Origin of the sequence: Enterobacteriaceae endosymbiont of Donacia versicolorea, from assembly GCF_012570965.1 — a bacterium.
Classification (GTDB): domain Bacteria; phylum Pseudomonadota; class Gammaproteobacteria; order Enterobacterales; family Enterobacteriaceae.
Genome location: NZ_CP046214.1, coordinates 117,424 through 138,923 on the forward strand (window position 1 = coordinate 117,424; position 21,500 = coordinate 138,923).

15 protein-coding genes, 1 tRNA gene and 1 pseudogene are annotated in these 21,500 nt (G+C 20.3%); 8 read left to right on the forward strand and 9 right to left on the reverse strand.

Features of this window, described 5'->3' with window-relative positions; all coding sequences use genetic code 11:
• Nucleotides 1-900 carry an ATP phosphoribosyltransferase gene (hisG, locus tag GJT89_RS00605; protein ID WP_168894623.1) on the reverse strand — a complete coding sequence of 300 codons (900 nt, stop codon included), beginning with the start codon at nucleotides 898-900 and terminating at the stop codon, nucleotides 1-3.
• 178 nt (nucleotides 901-1,078) lie between these two features.
• Complete coding sequence (rnhA, locus tag GJT89_RS00610; RefSeq protein WP_168894624.1) at nucleotides 1,079-1,567, reverse strand: ribonuclease HI; 489 nt, start codon at nucleotides 1,565-1,567, stop codon at nucleotides 1,079-1,081.
• Between the two features lie 42 nt (nucleotides 1,568-1,609).
• On the opposite strand from rnhA, the gene dnaQ reads away from it, so the two are divergent.
• Together dnaQ and GJT89_RS00620 are read left to right on the forward strand one after the other, a co-directional pair.
• A complete protein-coding gene (gene dnaQ / locus GJT89_RS00615; protein ID WP_168894625.1) occupies nucleotides 1,610-2,347 on the forward strand; it encodes a DNA polymerase III subunit epsilon in 738 nt (245 codons plus the stop codon).
• Nucleotides 2,348-2,411: 64 nt separating this feature from the next.
• Nucleotides 2,412-2,486, forward strand: a tRNA-Asp gene (locus tag GJT89_RS00620).
• A gap of 20 nt (nucleotides 2,487-2,506) precedes the next feature.
• Here GJT89_RS00620 and GJT89_RS00625 read toward each other — a convergent pair.
• From GJT89_RS00625 to tkt, 4 genes are read right to left on the reverse strand one after another with little or no spacing between them, the layout of a single operon-like run.
• Nucleotides 2,507-3,340, reverse strand: a complete 834-nt coding sequence (locus tag GJT89_RS00625) for a mechanosensitive ion channel domain-containing protein (RefSeq protein ID WP_168894626.1) — start codon at nucleotides 3,338-3,340, stop codon at nucleotides 2,507-2,509.
• Between the two features lie 56 nt (nucleotides 3,341-3,396).
• A complete protein-coding gene (fbaA, locus tag GJT89_RS00630; RefSeq protein WP_168894627.1) occupies nucleotides 3,397-4,476 on the reverse strand; it encodes a class II fructose-bisphosphate aldolase in 1,080 nt (359 codons plus the stop codon).
• A 47-nt stretch (nucleotides 4,477-4,523) separates the two neighbouring features.
• Entirely contained in the window at nucleotides 4,524-5,693 is a 1,170-nt protein-coding gene (locus tag GJT89_RS00635; RefSeq protein WP_168894628.1) for a phosphoglycerate kinase, read from the reverse strand.
• 47 nt (nucleotides 5,694-5,740) lie between these two features.
• Complete coding sequence (gene tkt, locus GJT89_RS00640; protein ID WP_168894629.1) at nucleotides 5,741-7,741, reverse strand: transketolase; 2,001 nt, start codon at nucleotides 7,739-7,741, stop codon at nucleotides 5,741-5,743.
• 190 nt (nucleotides 7,742-7,931) lie between these two features.
• On the opposite strand from tkt, the gene metK reads away from it, so the two are divergent.
• Nucleotides 7,932-9,086 carry a methionine adenosyltransferase gene (metK, locus tag GJT89_RS00645; protein WP_168894630.1) on the forward strand — a complete coding sequence of 385 codons (1,155 nt, stop codon included), beginning with the start codon at nucleotides 7,932-7,934 and terminating at the stop codon, nucleotides 9,084-9,086.
• An 86-nt stretch (nucleotides 9,087-9,172) separates the two neighbouring features.
• On the opposite strand, the gene gyrA is transcribed toward metK, so the two are convergent.
• The 3 genes and pseudogenes from gyrA to GJT89_RS00660 form a co-directional block, all read right to left on the reverse strand.
• Complete coding sequence (gene gyrA / locus GJT89_RS00650; protein ID WP_168894631.1) at nucleotides 9,173-11,707, reverse strand: DNA topoisomerase (ATP-hydrolyzing) subunit A; 2,535 nt, start codon at nucleotides 11,705-11,707, stop codon at nucleotides 9,173-9,175.
• Between the two features lie 162 nt (nucleotides 11,708-11,869).
• Nucleotides 11,870-14,236: pseudogene (gene mutS / locus GJT89_RS00655) on the reverse strand (DNA mismatch repair protein MutS); the annotation flags it as partial.
• Nucleotides 14,237-14,290: 54 nt separating this feature from the next.
• Nucleotides 14,291-15,025 carry a Bax inhibitor-1/YccA family protein gene (locus tag GJT89_RS00660; protein ID WP_168894633.1) on the reverse strand — a complete coding sequence of 245 codons (735 nt, stop codon included), beginning with the start codon at nucleotides 15,023-15,025 and terminating at the stop codon, nucleotides 14,291-14,293.
• A gap of 152 nt (nucleotides 15,026-15,177) precedes the next feature.
• On the opposite strand from GJT89_RS00660, the gene rsmH reads away from it, so the two are divergent.
• From rsmH to murD, 5 genes are all read left to right on the forward strand, one after another.
• Complete coding sequence (rsmH, locus tag GJT89_RS00665; RefSeq protein ID WP_168894634.1) at nucleotides 15,178-16,107, forward strand: 16S rRNA (cytosine(1402)-N(4))-methyltransferase RsmH; 930 nt, start codon at nucleotides 15,178-15,180, stop codon at nucleotides 16,105-16,107.
• A 73-nt stretch (nucleotides 16,108-16,180) separates the two neighbouring features.
• Nucleotides 16,181-17,683 carry a UDP-N-acetylmuramoyl-L-alanyl-D-glutamate--2,6-diaminopimelate ligase gene (murE, locus tag GJT89_RS00670; RefSeq protein ID WP_168894635.1) on the forward strand — a complete coding sequence of 501 codons (1,503 nt, stop codon included), beginning with the start codon at nucleotides 16,181-16,183 and terminating at the stop codon, nucleotides 17,681-17,683.
• Between the two features lie 9 nt (nucleotides 17,684-17,692).
• Entirely contained in the window at nucleotides 17,693-19,066 is a 1,374-nt protein-coding gene (locus tag GJT89_RS00675; RefSeq protein ID WP_168894636.1) for a UDP-N-acetylmuramoyl-tripeptide--D-alanyl-D-alanine ligase, read from the forward strand.
• Nucleotides 19,060-20,130 (forward strand): phospho-N-acetylmuramoyl-pentapeptide-transferase, encoded by a 1,071-nt coding sequence (mraY, locus tag GJT89_RS00680; protein ID WP_168894637.1) that lies wholly within the window; start codon nucleotides 19,060-19,062, stop codon nucleotides 20,128-20,130. Before GJT89_RS00675 ends, mraY begins: the two co-directional genes overlap by 7 nt.
• Before the next feature lie 17 nt (nucleotides 20,131-20,147).
• Nucleotides 20,148-21,461 carry a UDP-N-acetylmuramoyl-L-alanine--D-glutamate ligase gene (gene murD, locus GJT89_RS00685; RefSeq protein ID WP_168894638.1) on the forward strand — a complete coding sequence of 438 codons (1,314 nt, stop codon included), beginning with the start codon at nucleotides 20,148-20,150 and terminating at the stop codon, nucleotides 21,459-21,461.
• Nucleotides 21,462-21,500 lie beyond the last annotated feature (39 nt).

Sequence of the window (21,500 nt, forward strand, 5' to 3'; positions counted from 1 at the left end):
TTATTCCATAATTTTTTCAATAGGTAAAACTAAGATCGAACTTACTCCTAATAATTTTAATTTTTCCATTGTTTCCCAGAATAATGTTTCACTACTTACCATATGCATTGCTACTTTTTGATTATTATCAATTAATGGTAAAATAGTAGGATTTTCAGCACCTGGTAGTAATGAAATTACCTCTTTTAATTTTTTATTAGGAACATGTAACATTATATATTTTGATTCTCTAGCTTTTATAACTCCTTTAATTCTAGTTAATAATTTATTTATTAATTTTTGTTTAATTTCCTTAATTTTACCACAACGTTGTATTAAACATGCTTGAGAATTATAAATAACTTTTACTTCTTTTATACCATTTGCTTCTAAAGTAGCTCCAGTAGATACTAAATCACAAATAGCATCTGATAAACCAACTCTTGGTGCTAATTCAACAGATCCATTTAACATACAAGATTTAAATAAGATATTATGTTTATCAAGATATTTTTTTAAAATATTAGGATAAGATGTTGCAATACAAGAATTTTGTAGAGATTGTAACCCTGTATAATTTTTATTAATAGGTATTGCTATTGATAATCTACATATCCCAAAATCTAATTTACGTAAAATTAAATAATTAGCATTTTCACCTTTTGATAAACGAGTTAAAACTTCTTCTTCTAAAACATTTTTTCCAATAATTCCCAAATCAACAACTTTTTCCATAATTAATCCTGGAATATCATCATCACGTACTCTTAAAATATCAATTGGCATATTTTCTGTAAAAGCTATTAAACTTTGTTGCTGAAAATTAATTTTAAGACCACATTTTTTTAATAATTTACTAGATTCTTTACTTAAACGACCAGATTTTTGCATAGCTATTCGTAAACGATTATTATTTAGCATGCTTTATATCCTTTTTTTTTAGAAAAATTTGAAATTTTTATAAAAAATTTTACTTAAAATTAATTTTAATGATTTTAAATAAAATTTTAATATTATTTCAACTAAAATAAATTATTATTAAAATAATAAATATTTTTTATTTCAAAATTATTTAAGTATAAAATAATTTTGATATTTTTTATATATTAAAATAATTATTTTTTTTTATTTTCGTATATCCTAAATCATTACTTATAGGATTTTTTGCTGAAATACGAGCTAATTTATCACATTCATTATTCATTTTATGATATGAATGTCCTTTTATCCAATTCCAATTTACATTATGTTTTAATAACACTAAATCTAATCTTTTCCATAAATCAATATTTTTTACTATCTTTTTTTTATTACGTATCCAATTAAATTTTTTCCAATTATATATCCATTTTGTAATACCTTCTTTTAAATATCTACTATCAGTAGATATACAAATATTACAGCTTTCTTTTAAAGATTCAAATGCTATAATAGAAGCCATTAACTCCATTCTATTATTAGTAGTTAAAAAAAAACCTTGAGTTAAAATTTTTTCATATTTATTATATTGTAAAATAGCTGCACAACCTCCTGGGCCAGGATTATATATACAAGAACCATCTGTAAAAATATTTATATTTTTATACATATAACTTTCTTTTTAAGAATTTATTTTATTTATATAACAAATATGAAAAAAATTAATATACGTCAAGTAGTTTTAGATACAGAAACTACAGGAATGAATTTTTCTCCTCCATATTATATAGGTCATCGTATAATAGAAATAGGAATGGTTGAAATTGTTAATCGTAATATTACTAACAATAATTTTCATACATATTTAAATCCTAAACAAAATATAAGTCAAGATGCATTTAATATTCATGGAATTTCTAATGAATTTTTATCTAATAAGCCTATTTTTTTTGATATTGTAGATAATTTTTTAAATTATATAAAAGGAACAGAATTAATTATTCATAATGCACAATTTGATATTAATTTTTTAAATTATGAATTATCATTATTAAAAAGTAATTTACCTAAAATTGAAAATATTTGTAAGATAAAAGATACACTTAAAATAGCCAGAAATTTATTTCCAGGGAAAAGAAACTCACTTAATTCTTTATGTTCTAGATTTCATATAGACAATAGTAAACGTCATTTACATGGAGCATTATTAGATGCAAAACTTTTAGCAAAAATTTTTTTGTTCATGACTGCTAAACAAAATACATTCAAATTAGAACTTTCAAAAAAAATAAATAATAATATTGATATTAAATTACCTTTTTTTTATAAAAAATCAATTGAAAAAAAAAATTTAATTATATATGCTTCTGATGAAGAATTAAAATTACATAAATTACAATTAAAATTAATTAAAAAAAAATGTGGATTTTGTTTATGGTCAAAAAAATAATTTAAAAATAAATAAAAAAATATTGATTATTAATAATATATAAAATATAATATAAAAATATTATGGTGCGATAGTTCAGTTTGGTTAGAATATCGGCTTGTCACGCCGGGGGTCACGGGTTCAAGTCCCGTTCGCACCGTATTTCAATAAAATACTAGTTTAATCATTAATAATCCATAATACACAAGATTTTTTATATAATTCTAAATTATTTTTTAAAATATTAATTAAATCTGAGCAAATTTCTTTTTTATTTCTAAAATCATTAATCCAAAAAAAAACAGTAAAATTAATAGAATTATTAGTAATTTCATCAACAATAACATCTATAATAGAATTTTCTATTATTTTACTATTTACCGACATAGTATCTAATATTATTTTTTTTATTATATTAATATCTTCTTGTACTAAATTACGTGAAACACCTAAAGTAATTTTATTACGATATTCATTTGCTTTAGAAAAATTTATTATGTTTTCTGTAAGAATTTTACCATTTGGTACAGATATAATACTTCCATCAAATGTTTTAAAGAGAGTACAAAAAATTTCAACATTAGTTATTTTACCAGTAACATTACCTATGTTTATATAATCTCCTACTTTAAAAATACGAAAAGTAATAATTAATAATCCTGATGCCAAATTTGCTAATGCACTTTGCCATGCTAAACCCACGACTAGACCTATAGTTCCAAATGCTGCAAAAATAGATGATGTTTTTAATCCAATACTACTTAATGCGCTAACTATTACGAATATTGTTAAACTATATTTTAAAACGTTAGAAAGAAAACCAATTGTTATTGGATCTATATTTCTAATAGTGAAAACATTTTTTATAGTTCTAGTAGTAATTTTTACTCCCCATAATCCAAAAAATAAAATCATACCAGCTAAAAAAAAATGTTCACCTTGATAAAAAATAAAAACTTTATTATGTATAATCCATGATTTTATGAAATCTAATACACTAGTAAATTTATTCATATTTTAATCATCCGTTTTATAAGATAATTTATATTCTTTTTTATAATTAAATTTTTTTATAAAGTATTAATCGCATTTAATTTCTTAAAAATTTTTTCTAATTTATTTTTTATTGAAATTTGAGATGCTCTAATCCAGGATCTTGGATCATAATATTTTTTATTAGGTTTATTAAAACCATCAGGATTACCTAACTGACTAGATAAATATTGTTTATTTTTTTTAAAATATTTTAATATACCTTCCCATGTTGACCATTGAATATCTGTATCAATATTCATTTTTATAACACCATATTTTATAGATTCTTTAATTTCTATTGATGAAGATCCAGAACCACCATGAAATACAAAATTTATAGGATTTTTTGTAAGATTATGTTTTTTACAAATAAAATTTTGTGAATTTCTTAAAATTTTTGGTAATAATTTAACATTACCTTTTTGATATACTCCATGTACATTTCCAAAAGATGCTGCAATAGTAAATTGAGGACTGATTAATTTTAATTTTTCATAAGCATAGTTAACATCATAAGGATCCGTGTATAATAATTTTTTAGTTAATTTACTATTATCAATACCATCTTCTTCTCCACCTGTACATCCTAATTCAATTTCTAATATAATATTCATTTTTGACATTTTTTTTAAATATCTACTACAAATTTTAATATTATCTACAACAGATTCAGTAGATAAATCTATCATATGAGAAGAAAATAAAGGTTTTTTATATTCTAAAAAATATTTTTTATTTTCATTTAATAAATTATCAATCCATGATAATTTATTTTTAGGACAATGATCAGTATGTAAAATTACTGGTATACCATAGTATTTAGCAATTTGATGTACATGTTTTGCACCAGATATGGCTCCAATTAAAGAAGCTAATTCAGGATTAATATTTTGTAATCCTTTTCCTGCAATAAAAGCAGCACCTGCATTAGAAAATTGAATAATAACTGGAGATTTTACTTTAGATGCAGTCTCTAAAACTATATTAATAGAATCAGTACCAATGCAATTAATTGCAGGTAAAGCAAAATTATGTTTTTTTGCTATTTTAAAAATAGTTTGTATATCATTACCAAAAATAACACCAGGTTTTACATAATTTAAAATTTTAGACATATATCTACCTTATTATAAATTTTTATGTATAATTATTATTTTAATTTTTAATTATAATTTTTTAGTAAAATATTTTTTAATTTTGATATAACAGGTAATTTATTACCTTCAATATATTTTAAAAAAGCACCTCCACCAGTAGAAATATAAGAAATTTTATTGAAAACATTAAATAATTCTATGGCAGATATAGTATCTCCTCCACCTACAATTGAAAAAATATTATTATTAGTAATAGCATTAATTATTTCTTCAGTTCCTTTACTAAAATTTTGGAATTCAAAAACTCCAACAGGTCCATTCCATAATACAGTTTTTGCTTTTTTTAATTCATGTTTTATTATATTAATTGTTTTATCTCCTATATCGAGAATTTGTTCATTTCTTAATATTTTGTTTATTTTTTTTATTTTTACTGAAGTATTATTTGAAAATGAAGTACCTACTCTACAATCAACTGGAATAATAATATTTTTATATTTTTTTATTATTTTTTGTGCTAATAAAACACTATTTGGCTCATATAATGAATTACCAATATCATTATTTAATGATAATATAGTATTTGCTATGCCTCCTCCAACTATAACTTTATTTGATAATTTTGCTAATTTTTTTAAAATATTAAATTTTGTAGAAATTTTAGAACCACCAATAATAGAAATTATTGGTTTTTTAGGATTTTTTAAAAATTTTTTTAAATTTTTTATTTCATTAATTAATAACATTCCTGCACAAGATTGTTTAGCAAAATTCATAATTCCATAAGTAGAAGAATGCATACGATGTGATGTAGCAAATGCATCCATAACAAATATATCACATAAAGAAGCATATTTTTGAGATAGTTCTTGATTATTATTTTTTTCACCAATATTAAAACGTACATTTTCTAAAAGAATTATTGTATTTTTTTTAAAATTAATTCCATTTAAATAATTTTTTTCTAAAATTACTTTATAATGTAAAATTTTTTCTAAATAAATAGCGATATTTTTTAAAGAATATAAAGGATTATATTGACCTTCAATTGGTCTACCTAAATGAGAAGCTAAAATAATTTTAGCTCCTTTTTTTAAAGCATATTGAATAGTAGGTAATGATAATTTAATTCTAATATTAGAAATAATATTACCTTTTAAATCAATTGGAACATTAAAATCAGATCTAATTAATAAAGTTTTATTTTTAAGATTGATATCTGAAATATTTAACATAAGTAAATTAAATCCTATATTTTATAAGTAAAAATAATTTATTAAAATTAACTCAAAATTTTTTTTATTTTTGAAATAATATTTTTTGTAGTAAAACCAAATTTATTAAACAATGTGTTAGCAGACGCTGAATATCCAAAACTATCTACTCCAATAATATCACCGTCTAAACCTACATATTTATACCAATAATTTTTTGATCCAGCTTCAATAGCTATTTTACATTTAATATTACTAGGTAATACATGATTTTTATATTTTTTTGTCTGTTTATCAAAAATATCAGTAGATGGCATAGAAACAATTCTAATTTTATACTTTAAAATAGATAATTTTTTATATACTTCTATTGCTAAAGGAACTTCGGAACCAGTAGCTATTAATATAATTTGAGGGTTACTATCTAAACAATCTTTTAATATATATCCACCATATGATATACAGGATATTTTATCTCTATTTCTTTCTTGCGTAGGTAAATTTTGTCTAGATAAAACTAAAATAGTAGGATTATTGATATTTTCTATAGCTTGTTTCCATGCTATAGCTGTTTCAATTTTATCACATGGACGCCAGATACTTATGTTGGGAATTAATCTTAAACTAGATAATTGTTCTATAGGTTGATGTGTAGGACCATCTTCACCAATTCCAATAGAATCATGTGTATAAATCATGATATTTCTAATCTTCATTAAAGCAGCCATTCTTATGGCATTACGACAATAATCTGAAAAAACTAAAAAAGTAGCAGTATAAGTAATAAAACCATTATATAATGCAATTCCATTAGCAATTGCAGTCATACCAAATTCTCTTACTCCATAATAAATATAATTTCCATTTTCAATTTTATTAATTGGTTTGGAATTTTTTAAGATAGTTAAATTACTACTAGATAAATCAGCAGAACCTCCTAATAATTCTGGTAATAACTTAGAATATTGATTTAAAATATATTGAGATGATTCTCTTGTAGAATAATTTGTACATTTTTCATTAATTTTATTAATAAATTTATATGTTTCATTATTCCAGTTATTAGGAAGTAAATTTTTTAATCTTCTTTTTAATTCTATAGTTAAATTAGGAAATATATTAGAATATTCTTTAAAGTTATTTTTCCATTTTAATTCTTTTATACTACCTATATTTTTTGCATTCCATTTATTATAAATTGATATAGGAATTTCAAAAGGTTGATAATTCCAATTTAATTGTTTTCTTGTTAAAATAATTTCTTTTGTTCCTAAAGGAGATCCATGTGCAATATTTTTCCCAGATTTATTAGGTGATCCAAAAGCAATTATTGTATTGCAAATTAATAAAGTTGGTTTATTTTCTTTTAAAGATTTAGTTTTTTTTATAGCTGTATCTATACTCTCAAAATTATGTCCATCTATATTAGAGATAACATTCCATTGATAAGATTCAAATCTTTTTTTAGTGTCATCACTACACCATTCTTTTGTATTACCATCAATAGATATTCCATTATTATCATAAAAAACTATTAATTTTTTAAGTTTTAATGTACCTGCTAAAGAACATACTTCATGAGAAATTCCTTCCATTAAACATCCATCGCCTACAAAAACATAAATATAATGATCAATTATATTATAATTTGGTCTATTAAATTGAGCAGCTAAAGTTTTTTCTGCAATAGCCATACCAACAGCGTTAGCTAATCCTTGACCTAAAGGTCCTGTACTAGTTTCAATACTAGGAGTACATCCAAATTCTGGATGTCCAGGAGTTTTAGAATATAATTTTCTAAAATTTTTTAAATCTGATATTGTTATATCATAACCAGTTAAATGTAATAAACTATAAATTAACATAGAACAATGTCCATTTGATAATATAAATCTATCACGATTTATCCATTTAGGATTATTAGGATTATGATTTAAATGATTACGCCAAAGTACTTCTGCTATATCTGCCATACCCATAGGCGCACCAGGATGTCCAGAATTAGAGTTTTGTATAGCATCTATACTTAAAAATCTAATTGCATTAGCAAGATCTCTTCTAGAAGGCATTATTACTCCTGAATTTTTATTTAAAAATTATTTTATGAAAATATTATTTATATAAAGGAATATATACTTAAAATGTTTTAAAATCTATTTATTATAAATTTATAATTTTTATATATATTTTTATTAAAAAAATATATACTAATAATATATAAATGTTTATTTTTATAATAATTATATAATGAGAGTTTTAATGACAGAATATTTATTTACTTCAGAATCAGTATCAGAAGGACATCCAGATAAAATAGCAGACCAAATTTCTGATGCTATATTAGATAATATAATAAAACAAGATATAACTTCACGTGTAGCATGTGAAACATATATTAAAAATAATATGGTATTAATTGGTGGTGAAATTACAACTAAAGCTAAAATAAATATAGAAATTATTACTAGAAATACTATAAAAGAAATAGGATACACTAATCCTAAAAAAGGTTTTGATGCAAATACATGTACAATATTAAATATTATAAGTAAACAATCAAAAGATATAAAAAAAGGAATAATTTCTAATTCAGATAAATATAATCAAGGAGCAGGAGATCAAGGTTTTGTATTTGGTTATGCAACAAATGAAACAGATGTTTTGATGCCAGCTCCTATTACATATGCACATAAATTAGTACATCAACAAGCGAAAATTAGAAAAAAAAAAATTATATCATGGTTAGAGCCAGATGCAAAAAGTCAAGTTACTTTTAAATATAAAAATCATAAAATTATTTATATAGATTCTGTAGTATTATCTACACAACTTTCTAAAGAAATACCATACAAAAAATTACAAGAAGCTATCATGGAAGAAATTATTAAACCAGTATTACCTAAAATATGGATTAATAAAAAAACTAAATTTTTTGTTAATCCATCTGGACGTTTTATTATAGGAGGTCCAGTTAGTGATTGTGGTTTAACAGGAAGGAAAATTATTGTAGATACTTATGGTGGTATGGCTAGACATGGTGGTGGAGCTTTTTCAGGTAAAGATCCTTCTAAAGTAGATAGATCTGCTGCTTATGCAGCTCGTTATATAGCAAAAAATATAGTTGCTTCATCTTTAGCATCACGTTGTGAAATACAAATTGCATATATTATTGGAATTTCTAATCCAATTTCAATAATGGTAAATACATTTGGTACTGGTAAAGTATCTAATAATAAATTAGTATCTTTTATAAAAGAAATATTTGATTTAAGACCATTTAATTTAATAAAAATGTTAGATCTTTTAAAACCAATATATAAAAAAACTGCTTCTTATGGACATTTTGGAAGAAATATTTTTTCATGGGAACAACTTAATAAAGTAGATGATTTTAAAAATATTTCTGGTATTTAATTAATAAAAATAAAGTAATCAAAATATTTTTATAACTTTTAAAAAATATATTTTTATTTTATATAATTTATTTTATTACATTATTTTTAAATTTTTTGTAATCCAACAACTTTTTCATTAGATTTTGTATTTATTACAATTACACCTTTAGTATTACGTCCAATGATACAAATTTCAGATATATTAATACGAATTAATGTCCCCATATTTGTTATTAAAATAATTTGATCTTTATTTATTACTTGTAATGATCCTATCATTTTCCCATTTTTTGAATTAATTTTCATTGAAATAATTCCTTTTGTTGCTCTTGATTTTACTGGAAATTTTTTATTATTAGTACATTTACCGTATCCATTTTCTGTGATAGTAAAAATATTATTTTCAAATTTACTTTGAATAACTATTAATGAAACTACACTATCTTTTTTTTTATTAGATATTTTAATTCCTTTTACACCCATTGTATTTCTTCCCATAGTTCTAACTTGAGATTCATCAAATTTAACTACTTTACCTAAATTAGTAAATAACATGATTTTATTATGTTTACTAATTAAAGATACTCCTACTAAACTATCATTTTTTCTTAACTTAATTGCAATAATTCCATTACGTCTTGGATTACTAAATTTAGTTAAATTAGTTTTTTTTACATTTCCTTGTAAAGTAACCATAAATAAATTCATATTTTCTGTATAGTTATTAACTATAAGAAAATTAGTAATAATTTCATTGTTTTTTAAAGGTATAATATTTATAATGGGTCTTCCTTTAGAATATCTACTTGCTTCTGGAATATTATATACTTTTAACCAATATAAACGTCCTTTATTAGAAAAACATAAAATGTTATCACGAGTATATGCTACTAATATTTTAGAAATAACGTCATTTTCTTTTAATTTAATTGCTAATTTACCTTTTCCTCCTCTATGTTGTATATTATATTCAGTAATTTTTTGATATTTTATATATCCTTGATAAGATAATGTAATAATTACTTTTTCATCGTTAATTAAATCTTTTGTTTTAATTATAGAATTATTATCTAAAATAATTTTTGTCTTTCTTTTATCTCCAAATTCTTTTTTTATTAAAATTAATTCATTATATATTACTTCCATTAAATTTTTATAATTTTCAATTATTTTAATTAATTTTGAAATTTTATTTATCAAATATTGGTATTCTATACATAGTTTTTTATGTTCTAAATTAGTTAATTTATTTAATTTTAATTCTAAAATAGATTTAATCTGTGTATAACTAAAACGATAATTATTATTAAATTTTATTAAGTTAGAATTTGTTAGATAAATATTTAAAATTTCTTTTTTTTCTAAATTAAATATCTTTAATTTATTTGGAATTTTCCAAGATTGTAAATATATTTCATTTTTTACATTTTCTAAAATTTTAGAAGAACGTATAATTTTAATAATTTTTTCTATATTTAATAATGCAACTATTAAACCTTCTAATATATGTGCTTTATTTCGAGCTTTTTTTATTTCATAAAAAGTTCTTTTTGTAACAATTTCACGACGATGTGAAATAAATGCTTTAATAATATTTTTTAAAGACATTACTGTAGGTTCTCCTTTATATAAGGAGACCATTTTTATACTAAAAGAAATTTGTAAAGATGTTAATGAATATAAATTATTCAAAATTACATTTGTTGATACATCTTTTTTTATTTTAATTATAATTCTTATTCCATCCTTATCTGATTCATCTCTTAAAGTTTTAATTCCTTTAATTTTTTTTTCTTTTATTAAATTAGCTATTTTTGCTATTAATTTTGCTTTATTTACTTGATAAGGAAGTTCATAAATAATAATTGTTTTATAATTACTTTTTTTATTTTTAATAATTTTATTTCTTCCACGAATAAAAATTTTTCCTTTACCTGTTTCATAAGCATTTTCAATACCACTAATACCACATATAATACCAGCTGTAGGAAAATCTGGACCAGGAATATAATTCATTAATTCTTTAATAGTAATAGTATTATTTTTAATATATGCTAAACAAGCATTAATAACCTCAGTAATATTATGAGGAGGAATATTAGTTGTCATACCGACAGCTATACCTGAAGAACCATTAATTAGTAAATTAGGTATTTTTGTAGGCATTATTTCAGGAATCTTTTCTGTACCATCATAATTAGGTAAAAAATTAACCGTATTTTTTTCCAAATCATTTATAATTTCTTGAGCTATTTTCGTCATTTTAATTTCAGTATAACGCATAGCAGCAGCAGAATCTCCATCAATAGATCCAAAATTTCCTTGTCCTTTTATTAAAGTATATCTTAATGAAAATGATTGAGCTAATCTAACAATTGTATCATAAACAGCATTATCTCCATGAGGATGATATTTTCCTATAACATCACCTACTATTCTTGCTGATTTTTTATAAGGTTTGTCCCATGTATTTCTTAAAATATACATAGCGTATAATATACGTCTATGTACTGGTTTTAATCCATCTCTTACATCTGGTAAAGCTCTTCCTACAATAACAGACATTGCATAATCTAAGTAAGAATTTTTTAATTCTTCTTCAATATTAATTGATTTTATTTCTTTAACAAAAGAATTCATGTAAATAAATATCCTTTAAAACTTAATTACATAAGTTATATATTCATTATTTTATTTATAAATAATTATATTATTTTATATATTGCATATATTAACATGTAATACATTTATTTATTTTTAAATATTTTTTAAAATTTAAAAAATATTATAATTTTCTAATTGTTTAATTTTTTTTTTCGCTTGACTAATAACTTCTTCGGGAATTCCAGCTAAGGATGCTACAAATAAACCATAATTTTTATTAATTGATCCATTTTTTACTTTATATAAAAAAACAATAGAATTATTTAATTCTATTGCATCAAAATATACATTTTTTATATATTTTATTTTAGTTGCTAAATTAGTTAGTTCAATATAATTAGTTGCAAATAATGTAAGTGATTTAATTTTTTTTGCTATATTTTCAGCACAAGCCCATGCAATTGATAATCCATCACATGTAGAAGTTCCACGACCTATTTCATCCATCAATACTAAACTTTTATTAGTTGCATTTCTTAAAATATTTGCTGTTTCTATCATTTCTACCATAAAAGTAGATAAACCAGAAGAAATATCATCTGTTGAGCCTATTCTAGTAAATATTCTATCTATTGGTCCTATAATAGCTTTATCAGCAGGTACATAACTACCTATATATGTCATAATAATAATTAATGCAATTTGACGCATATAAGTACTTTTACCTCCCATATTAGGACCCGTTATTATTAACATATTATTATTAATTGTTAATAATACATCATTTGATATAAAAGATGATTTTACAATATTTTCTACAACAGGATGTCTGGAATTAGTTAAAGATATTCCTATTTTATCATTAATAATAGGACAAGTATAATTTAAAGTTAACGATCTTTCAGCTAAATTACATAATACGTCTAACTCTGATAAAAATAATGCTATTTTTTGTAATTTTTTTAAATAAGGATTAATATAATCAAATAATTCATAATATAAGAATTTTTCTAAATTAAATAATTTTTCTTTAGAATATATAATATTTTTTTGATATTTTTTTAATTCAGGAATAATATATCTATTAAAATTTTTTAAAGTTTGAATTTGAATATATTTATTTGGTAAATTTATATTACAATTTTTACTAATTTGTATATAGTATCCATGAATTGTATTAAATCCTATTTTTAATTTATCTATTTTTAATAAAATACGTTCTTTTTGCTCTAAAAGAAATAAATATTTTATTGCATCTTTTGAAAATATTCTTAATTTATCTAAAGATAAATTATATCCTGTAGCAATAACATTTCCCTCTCTTAATAATAAAGAAGGTTTTTTCTTTATTGATTTTTCTAATAAATTTCTTAATTTAATAAATAATCCTAAATTTAAAATTTTATATTTTATTTCACAATTTTTGATTTTTTTTAAAATTCTATGAAAATAAGGTAAATAATTTAATGTTTGTCTTAAAGACACTAAATCATTTGGTTTAGCTGTACGTAATGCTAATCTAGCAATAATTCTTTCTATATCGCCTATTTTTAATAATATTTTTTTAAAATTTAAAAAATATTTTTGTAATATAGAAATATTTTTTTGTCTATCTAAAATAATATTTACATTACGTATAGGATTATTTAACCATCTTTTTAATAATCTACTACCCATTGTTGTAGTAGTATAATCTAATATTTTAATTAAAGTATTATTTTTATTTCCTGAAATACTATGAATAATTTCTAAATTCTTCCGAGTATTTTCATCCATAATAATTTCATCATTATGATTTTCTAATAAAATATTATTAATATGAGGTAAACATACTTTTTGTGTATCTTTTACATATTGTATTAAACAACCTGCAGCTCTAATAGCTATAAATGATTTTTCAATACCAAAACTTTTTAAATTTTTTGTACCAAATTGCATATTTAATTGTTGCAAAGCTGTATCAATATCAAATTCCCATAATGGTCTACGTCTAATACAATTTCTTTTTTCTATTAATTGTATATCCTGAAAATTTTCAGGATATAATAATTCAGTAGGATTAGTTCTTTGTAATTCTCCAGCAATTATATTATAATCTTTATTTTCCATAATTTTGAAATCACCAGAACTAATATTTAATGTAGCATAACCAAAACCAAATTTTTTATCTTGATAAATAGCTGCTAATAAATTATCAACATAATTATTTAGTAAAATATCATCACTAATTGTTCCTGGAGTAATAATACGTACTATTTTTCTTTTTAAAATTTTTTTTTTATATAATGTATTTTTCTCTTTTATTTGTTCACAAATAGCAACTGATTCTCCTAATTTTACTAATTTCAATAAATAATTTTCTACACTATTAACAGGAATTCCTGCCATAGGAATAGATTTACCATTTAATTTACCCCTTTTTGTTAAAACAATATTTAATAATTTTGATGCTTTTTTCGCATCATCATAAAACATTTCATAAAAATCTCCCAACCTATAAAATAACAAGATATTTGGATATTGTTTTTTTAATTTAAAATATTGTTCCATCATAGATATAGACATATTTGTATATAATTTTTTTAAGATTTTAATCTATATAATTTTTTTATTAAAACATTATTCTTCATCATTATTATTATTGTTATTACCAATAATACGTAATATTACAAAAAATAAATTAATAAAATCTAAATATAACATAAGTGCTCCAATAATAGCATATCTTCTTAAATTATCTTTATCATTTATATTTATACTAATTTTTTTTGCAATATTTTTTAATTTTTGAGTATCATAAGCTACAAGTAATGTGAATAAAATTACACTAATATAATTTATTACAGATGAAAAAAAATTGTTTTGTAACCATAAATTTATAAATGATGCTATAATTATACCGAAAATACCCATTATAACAATATTACCTAAATTATTTAAATTTTTTTTGGTAAAATATCCCCAAATACACATAGATAAAAAAGTAAATGATGTAGTAATAAATGCTGTAAAAATAGTATTTTGATTATATATAGAAAAAATTCCTGCAGTTGTTAAACCAGTTAGTGAAGAATAAAACATAAATAATGTAGTTAATATTCTTCCAGATAATCTATTTAAAAGATTAGAAATTGTAAAAACTAATATAAATTGTAAAAAACATAAACTTAATAAAATAAATTTATTATTTAATAAATAATTTACAACTTGAATTGTATTAGCTACATACCAAGAAACGAATGCAGTTAATAATAAACCACAAGACATCCATCCATATACTTGTCTAATATATTTTTGTATATAATATTTTTCTTTTTTTAATGTAGTACTTTTAAAATTTGGATATTCTATCATAAAATTATACCTTTTTAAAAAATTTAACCAAATTTTTAAATATCTTATATTTTAATATTACTACGAATTATTTTAAATTAAAATAAATAAAATAGTATTTTATTATATTATAATATATAAAATATATAATAATTAAAATATACATTCATATAATGAATCATATACCAGTTTTATTAAAAGAATCTATTAATAGTTTAAATATTAAAAGTAATGGAATATACATAGATGCAACCTATGGTTGTGGAGGACATACTAAATTAATTTTATCTAAATTAGGTATTAATGGGCGTATATACGCTGTAGATTGTGATATAACAACAATATTAAAATATAAAATTTTAGATAAAAGAATTATTTATATTCATAATAATTTTTCTAATTTAAAATTTATTCTAAATAATAAAATAGGTAAAATAGATGGAATCTTATTTGATTTAGGAATATCTTCATTTCAATTAAATAATCCTAAAAGAGGATTTTCTTATATGTTTAATGGTCCATTAGATATGCGTATAAATCAAAATCAAAATATTAATGCTTATAATTTATTGCAAAAAATTAGTGAAAGAAAATTATCTGAAATACTTAAATTATATGGTGAAGAAAAATTTCATAAAAAAATAGCATTTAATATAAAAAAATATTTGTTAAATAATAAATTAAATAATACAAAAGATTTATCACATTCAATATGTTCTGTTTTTAAGAAAAAAAATAAATTTAAACATCCAGCTAGAAGATCTTTTCAAGCTATAAGAATTTTTTTAAATAAAGAAATAGAAGAACTTCAAAAAGCTTTAAATATTTCATTAGATTTATTAAAAAAAAATGGAATAATATCTGTTATTAGTTTTCATTCATTAGAAGATAGAATTGTTAAAAATTTTATGAAAAAAAATAGTTTACACAATAAAAATATTTTTAAAAAAATTCCATTAACTGAAATAGAAATAAATAATTTATATTATAAAAATAATAATTTAAAATTAAAAATTATTGATAGAATATTTCCTAATAAAATAGAAATTTTAAAAAATTTAAGATCAAGAAGTGCAATATTACGTGTTGCAAAAAAAATATAAAAAATAATAACTTTTATTTTTTATAAATATTTTAAAAGTTAATTTTATATATAATATAATAAGGATATTAGAATTGATTAATTATAAAGTAAGTTTACAAAAATTATTAAATAATTATATAAGTCATGATATAATAAAAAATATTTTAATAAATAAAATTATTTTAGATAGTAGAAAAATTAAAGGAAAAAATTGTCTTTTTATAGCCATAAAAGGACATAAAGAAGATGGTAGAAATTTTATAGAACATGCTATTAAAAAAGGTGCTGCTGCAGTATTATCATATTCAGATGATATTACATATTATTATAAAATTTTTTTTAAAAAAAAAATTCCTATAATTTATTTACCTAATTTACATAAATATATTTCATATTTTGCAGGTATTTTATATAAAAATCCAAGTAAAAAAATACCAGTTATAGGAATAACAGGAACTAATGGAAAAACAAGTGTAACAAATTTTTTAATGCAGTGGTTACATTTTTTAAAAAAAAAACCAGCTATATTAAGCACTATAGGAAATGGTTTTTATAAAAAATTAATAAAAACAAATAATACCACTGATTCTGCTGTAGAAATACAATCTACATTAAAAAATTTTATAGATAAAAAAGCTGATATTGTTATCATGGAAGTTTCTTCACATGGTATAAATCAATTTAGAGTAGCAGATATAGTATTTAATATTGGAATTTTTACAAATTTAAGTAGAGATCATTTAGATTATCATTATAACATGAAAAATTATGAATTATCTAAATGGAATTTTTTTTCAAAACATAAAGTTAAAAAACAAATTATAAATATTGACGATAATATAGGATATAAATGGTTTAAAAAAATACCTAATGCTATAGCTGTTACTACAAAACAAGAAATTATATATAAATCAAATTTATTTTTTCAAGTAAAAAAAATAATTTTTTTGAAAAACAAAACAATTATTTTATTTAAATCTAGCTGGGGTAATGGAAAAATAAAAATAAATCTTATAGGTTATTTTAATGTTTTAAATATTATCTTAAGTATGACAACATTATTAAGTTTAAAATATCCTTTAAAAAAATTAATAAAAACAGTATCAAAAATATATCCAGTTAAAGGACGTATGCAAAAAATAATTTTTCAAAAAAAATCTATTCCTAACATTATTATTGACTATGCTCATACTCCTGATTCATTAAAAAATATACTATTAACTATAAAATTATTTTGTAAAGGGAAAATATGGTGTATTTTTGGATGCGGAGGAGAAAGAGATATTGGAAAACGTCCTATAATGGGAAATATAGCAGAAAAATATGCAAATTATGTAATTTTAACAAATGATAATTCTAGAACAGAAAATGTAGTAAAAATTATTAACGATATTAAAAAAGGATGTAAAATATTAAAAAATGTTTATGTTATTTTAGATAGAACTCAAGCAATTAGTTATGCAATATTTAATTCTCATAAAAAAGATACTATTTTAGTTGCAGGTAAGGGTCATGAAAATTACCAAATTATTGGTAATAAAATTTTAAATTATTCAGATTATAATGCTATTAAAAAAATACTAAAAAAATATTAAAAACGTAAAATGACTAAATTCATTAATTTAAAATTATTATCTAAAATAGTAAATGGAGTATTAATAGGTAATAATATTAAAATATTAAATTTTTCAATAAATAGTAAAATAATTAAAAAAAATTGTATGTTTATTGCAATTTGTGGAAAAAAATTTGATGGACATAATTTTATTAAAAATGCCATTAATAATGGAGCATTAGCTTTATTGGTAAATAAATATATAAATATTAATATTCCTCAAATAATTGTATCAGATACTATTTTAGGATTAGGAAAAATAGGTTTATGGAAAAGAATGCAGTTTAAACATAAAATAATAGGAATTACTGGTTCTTCGGGGAAAACATCAGTTAAAGAAATGACAGTATCTATTTTAAAAATAAAAAATAAAATTATTTATACACAAGGAAATATGAATAATAATATAGGAGTTCCTTTAACACTATTAAAGTTAACAAATAAATATAAATATGCTGTAATTGAAATAGGTGGTAGTCATACTAATGATATTTCATATAATAGTAATTTAGTTAAACCTAATATAGCATTAATTAATAATATCTCAGCTTCTCATTTAGAAGGATTTCATTCATTAAATAATATTATTAAAAGTAAAAGCAAAATTTTTCATTTTTTGTCAATAAAAGGAACTATAATTATTAATTATGATGATTATAATCAAAAAAAATTTTTAAAAAAAATACTTAATAATCATAAAAATATTTATACTTTTTCTATAAAGAATAACAAAACTGATTTTTATGCTGAAAATATAAAAATACTACAAAATAAAATTAATTTTGAATTGAATACACCTATTGGTAAAATATTAATTACCCTATTACTTATAGGGGGAGGAATTCATAATATTAGTAATGCACTAGCATCTGCTGCATTATCTTTTTCACTAGGTGTTTCATTAAATGAAATAGCTAAGGGTTTAAAAAATTTTAGACCTATTATAGGAAGAATGTATCCAATTATTCTTAGTAAGAATCAATTAATTATTGATGATACATATAATGCTAATCCTAATTCTGTTTTTACAGCTATTAATATACTTAAAAATATGCCTAATAAAAAAATTTTAGTTATTGGAGATATGTTAGAATTAGGATCATATACTTTATTTTATCATTATAAAATTAGAGATTTAATTTTAAAATCTAATATAGATTATATATTTAGTATTGGTAGATATAGTAAATATATTACTGAAAAAAATATGAGAGCAATACATTTTGAAAAAAAAAAAATGTTAATGGATAAATTAATTTTAATAATAAAAAATTTTAAAAATTATACTATTTTATTCAAAGGGTCACGTAATAATAAAATGGAAATTTTAATTAATAATTTACTGAAAAAATTAAAATGTTAATAATAATATTTAAATATTTAAAATATTTAAATTATTTTTTTATAAGTTTAAAATTTCGTTCTATAATGACACTATTGACATCATTTTTTATAACTTTTTATTTAATTCCATTTTTTATTTGTTTTTTTAATAAAAATAAAATTTCTCAAACTATTAGAATTAATGGCCCTATAACTCATTTTAAAAAAAATAATACTCCTACAATGGGAGGAGTAATTTTATTATTATCTATTTTTTTATCTGTAATTTTTTGGTCTAATTTATCAAACAAATATATTTTTTATATAATTATTAGTACAATATTTTATTCTTTTATAGGATTTATAGATGATTATTACAAAATAATTTTTAATAATACAAAAGGTTTAACTCCATATAAAAAAATTTTTCTTCAATCAATTATTATAATTATAATTATATTTATTTATTATAATAATTCTGAAAAGTTATACTTTAAACAATTAATTATACCATTTTTTAATAAGATAATTAAATTTCATTTAAATAATATCATATATTTTATAATTATATATTTAATTATTATAGGAATTAGTAATTCTGTAAATTTAACTGATGGATTAGATGGATTAGTAATTATGCCTATAATATTTATTTCTTTAGGATTAGCTATATTAAGTTATTTTTCAGGGGATATATATTATTCTAAATGTTTTAATATTCTTTATATAAAAAATACAAAAGAACTAATTATTATATGTTTCTCAATCATTGGATCAGGATTAGGTTTTTTATGGTTTAACACATATCCAGCTAAAATTTTTATGGGAGATGTAGGATCTTTATCTTTAGGATTTATTATATCTATAATTTCTATTATTATAAAACAAGAATTTTTATTTCTTATAATGTGTGGTATATTTATACTAGAATCTGTTTCTGTAATAATTCAAGTTATAAAATTTAAATATAATAAAAAAAGATTTTTTTTAATGGCTCCTTTACATCATCATTATGAATTAAAAGGATTAAAAGAACCTTGTATTATTGTTAGATTTTGGATTATATCATTAATATTAGTCTTATTTACTTTAATTATAATTTAATTAATAAATACTGTAAAATGAATAAAAAAATAGTTATTATTGGATTAGGTATAACGGGTATTTCATGTGTAAATTTTTTTTTAAAAAAAGGATTAATACCATCTATTATAGATGAAAATTTTAATTTAAATTTTATAAAAAAAATACCATCATATGTACCAATACATTTAGGTTCTTTAAACAAAGAATGGATATTAAATGCTAATTTAATTATTTTAAGTCCTGGTATTTCGATATTTCATCCCTTATTATTAAAAGCAAAAAAAAAAGGTATTGAAATAATAGGAGATATAGAATTATTTTCTCGCTATAATAAAATACCTGTAATAGCTATTACAGGTACTAATGGTAAAAGTACTGTCGTTAATATGCTTAGTCAAATTATGAAAAAAAATAATTTTAATATTAGTATTGGAGGAAATATAGGTTATCCTGTTTTAGATTTATTATCTATTAAAAGAGATTTTTATATTTTAGAAATATCTAGTTTTCAATTAGAAACAATAAAAAAATTTAATGTATATATAGCTTTAATTTTAAATATTTCACAAGATCATATGGACAGATATCCTTTAGGAATTAAACAATATCGTGATTTTAAATTAAAAATTTATAATAATGCTTCTTTTTGTATATATAATATAGAAAATAAATTATGTTATCCTAAATTTTTTCATAAAGAAAAAAAATATATAACTTTTGGTAAAGTTAATGGTCAATATAAATTATTTTTTGATAAAAATATGATATATTTAAAAATAAATAATAAAAAAATTTTAAATTTTAGTAAAACAAAATTAATAGGAATTCATAATTATTTAAATTTTTTAGCTGTTTTAGCTATTACAGATATATTAAAAATTCCTAGAAAAATATCTTTAAAAAAAATAAATAATTATAAAAATATGGATCATATTCTACAAATTATACATAAAGAAAATGGAATTACTTGGATTAATGATTCTAAATCTACTAATATTAATAGTACTATAGTCGCTTTAAAATATTTATATAAAAAAAAAAAAATTTGGTTATTATTAGGAGGATATGACAAAAATTGCGAATTACATTTATTAAAACAATATTTAAAAAATAAAAATAATATTATTATTTATTGCTTTGGAATATCTAGTAAAAAAATATTATCTTTATTTACTAAATCAATAAGAGTAAAAACAATGTGTGAAGCTATAAAAAAAATAATAAAATTAGTAAAATATGGAGATACAGTATTATTATCTCCTGCTTGTTCTAGCATTGATCAATTTAAAAATTTTAAACATCGTGGTAAAGAATTTATTCAATTAGTTAAAAAAATATATCAAAAATAACATTTCTTAATATATTATATTATTTGTATATTTTAGTAT

Coding starts and splice junctions, on each gene's coding strand:
- GJT89_RS00675 (WP_168894636.1), top strand. CDS start 17,693: ATGACTAAATTCATTAATTTAAAATTATTATCTAAAATAGTAAATGGA.
- metK (WP_168894630.1), top strand. CDS start 7,932: ATGACAGAATATTTATTTACTTCAGAATCAGTATCAGAAGGACATCCA.
- murD (WP_168894638.1), top strand. CDS start 20,148: ATGAATAAAAAAATAGTTATTATTGGATTAGGTATAACGGGTATTTCA.
- GJT89_RS00660 (WP_168894633.1), bottom strand. CDS start 15,025: ATGATAGAATATCCAAATTTTAAAAGTACTACATTAAAAAAAGAAAAA.
- rnhA (WP_168894624.1), bottom strand. CDS start 1,567: ATGTATAAAAATATAAATATTTTTACAGATGGTTCTTGTATATATAAT.
- tkt (WP_168894629.1), bottom strand. CDS start 7,741: ATGCCTTCTAGAAGAGATCTTGCTAATGCAATTAGATTTTTAAGTATA.
- GJT89_RS00635 (WP_168894628.1), bottom strand. CDS start 5,693: ATGTTAAATATTTCAGATATCAATCTTAAAAATAAAACTTTATTAATT.
- gyrA (WP_168894631.1), bottom strand. CDS start 11,707: ATGAATTCTTTTGTTAAAGAAATAAAATCAATTAATATTGAAGAAGAA.
- dnaQ (WP_168894625.1), top strand. CDS start 1,610: ATGAAAAAAATTAATATACGTCAAGTAGTTTTAGATACAGAAACTACA.
- fbaA (WP_168894627.1), bottom strand. CDS start 4,476: ATGTCTAAAATTTTAAATTATGTAAAACCTGGTGTTATTTTTGGTAAT.
- hisG (WP_168894623.1), bottom strand. CDS start 900: ATGCTAAATAATAATCGTTTACGAATAGCTATGCAAAAATCTGGTCGT.
- GJT89_RS00625 (WP_168894626.1), bottom strand. CDS start 3,340: ATGAATAAATTTACTAGTGTATTAGATTTCATAAAATCATGGATTATA.
- mraY (WP_168894637.1), top strand. CDS start 19,060: ATGTTAATAATAATATTTAAATATTTAAAATATTTAAATTATTTTTTT.
- rsmH (WP_168894634.1), top strand. CDS start 15,178: ATGAATCATATACCAGTTTTATTAAAAGAATCTATTAATAGTTTAAAT.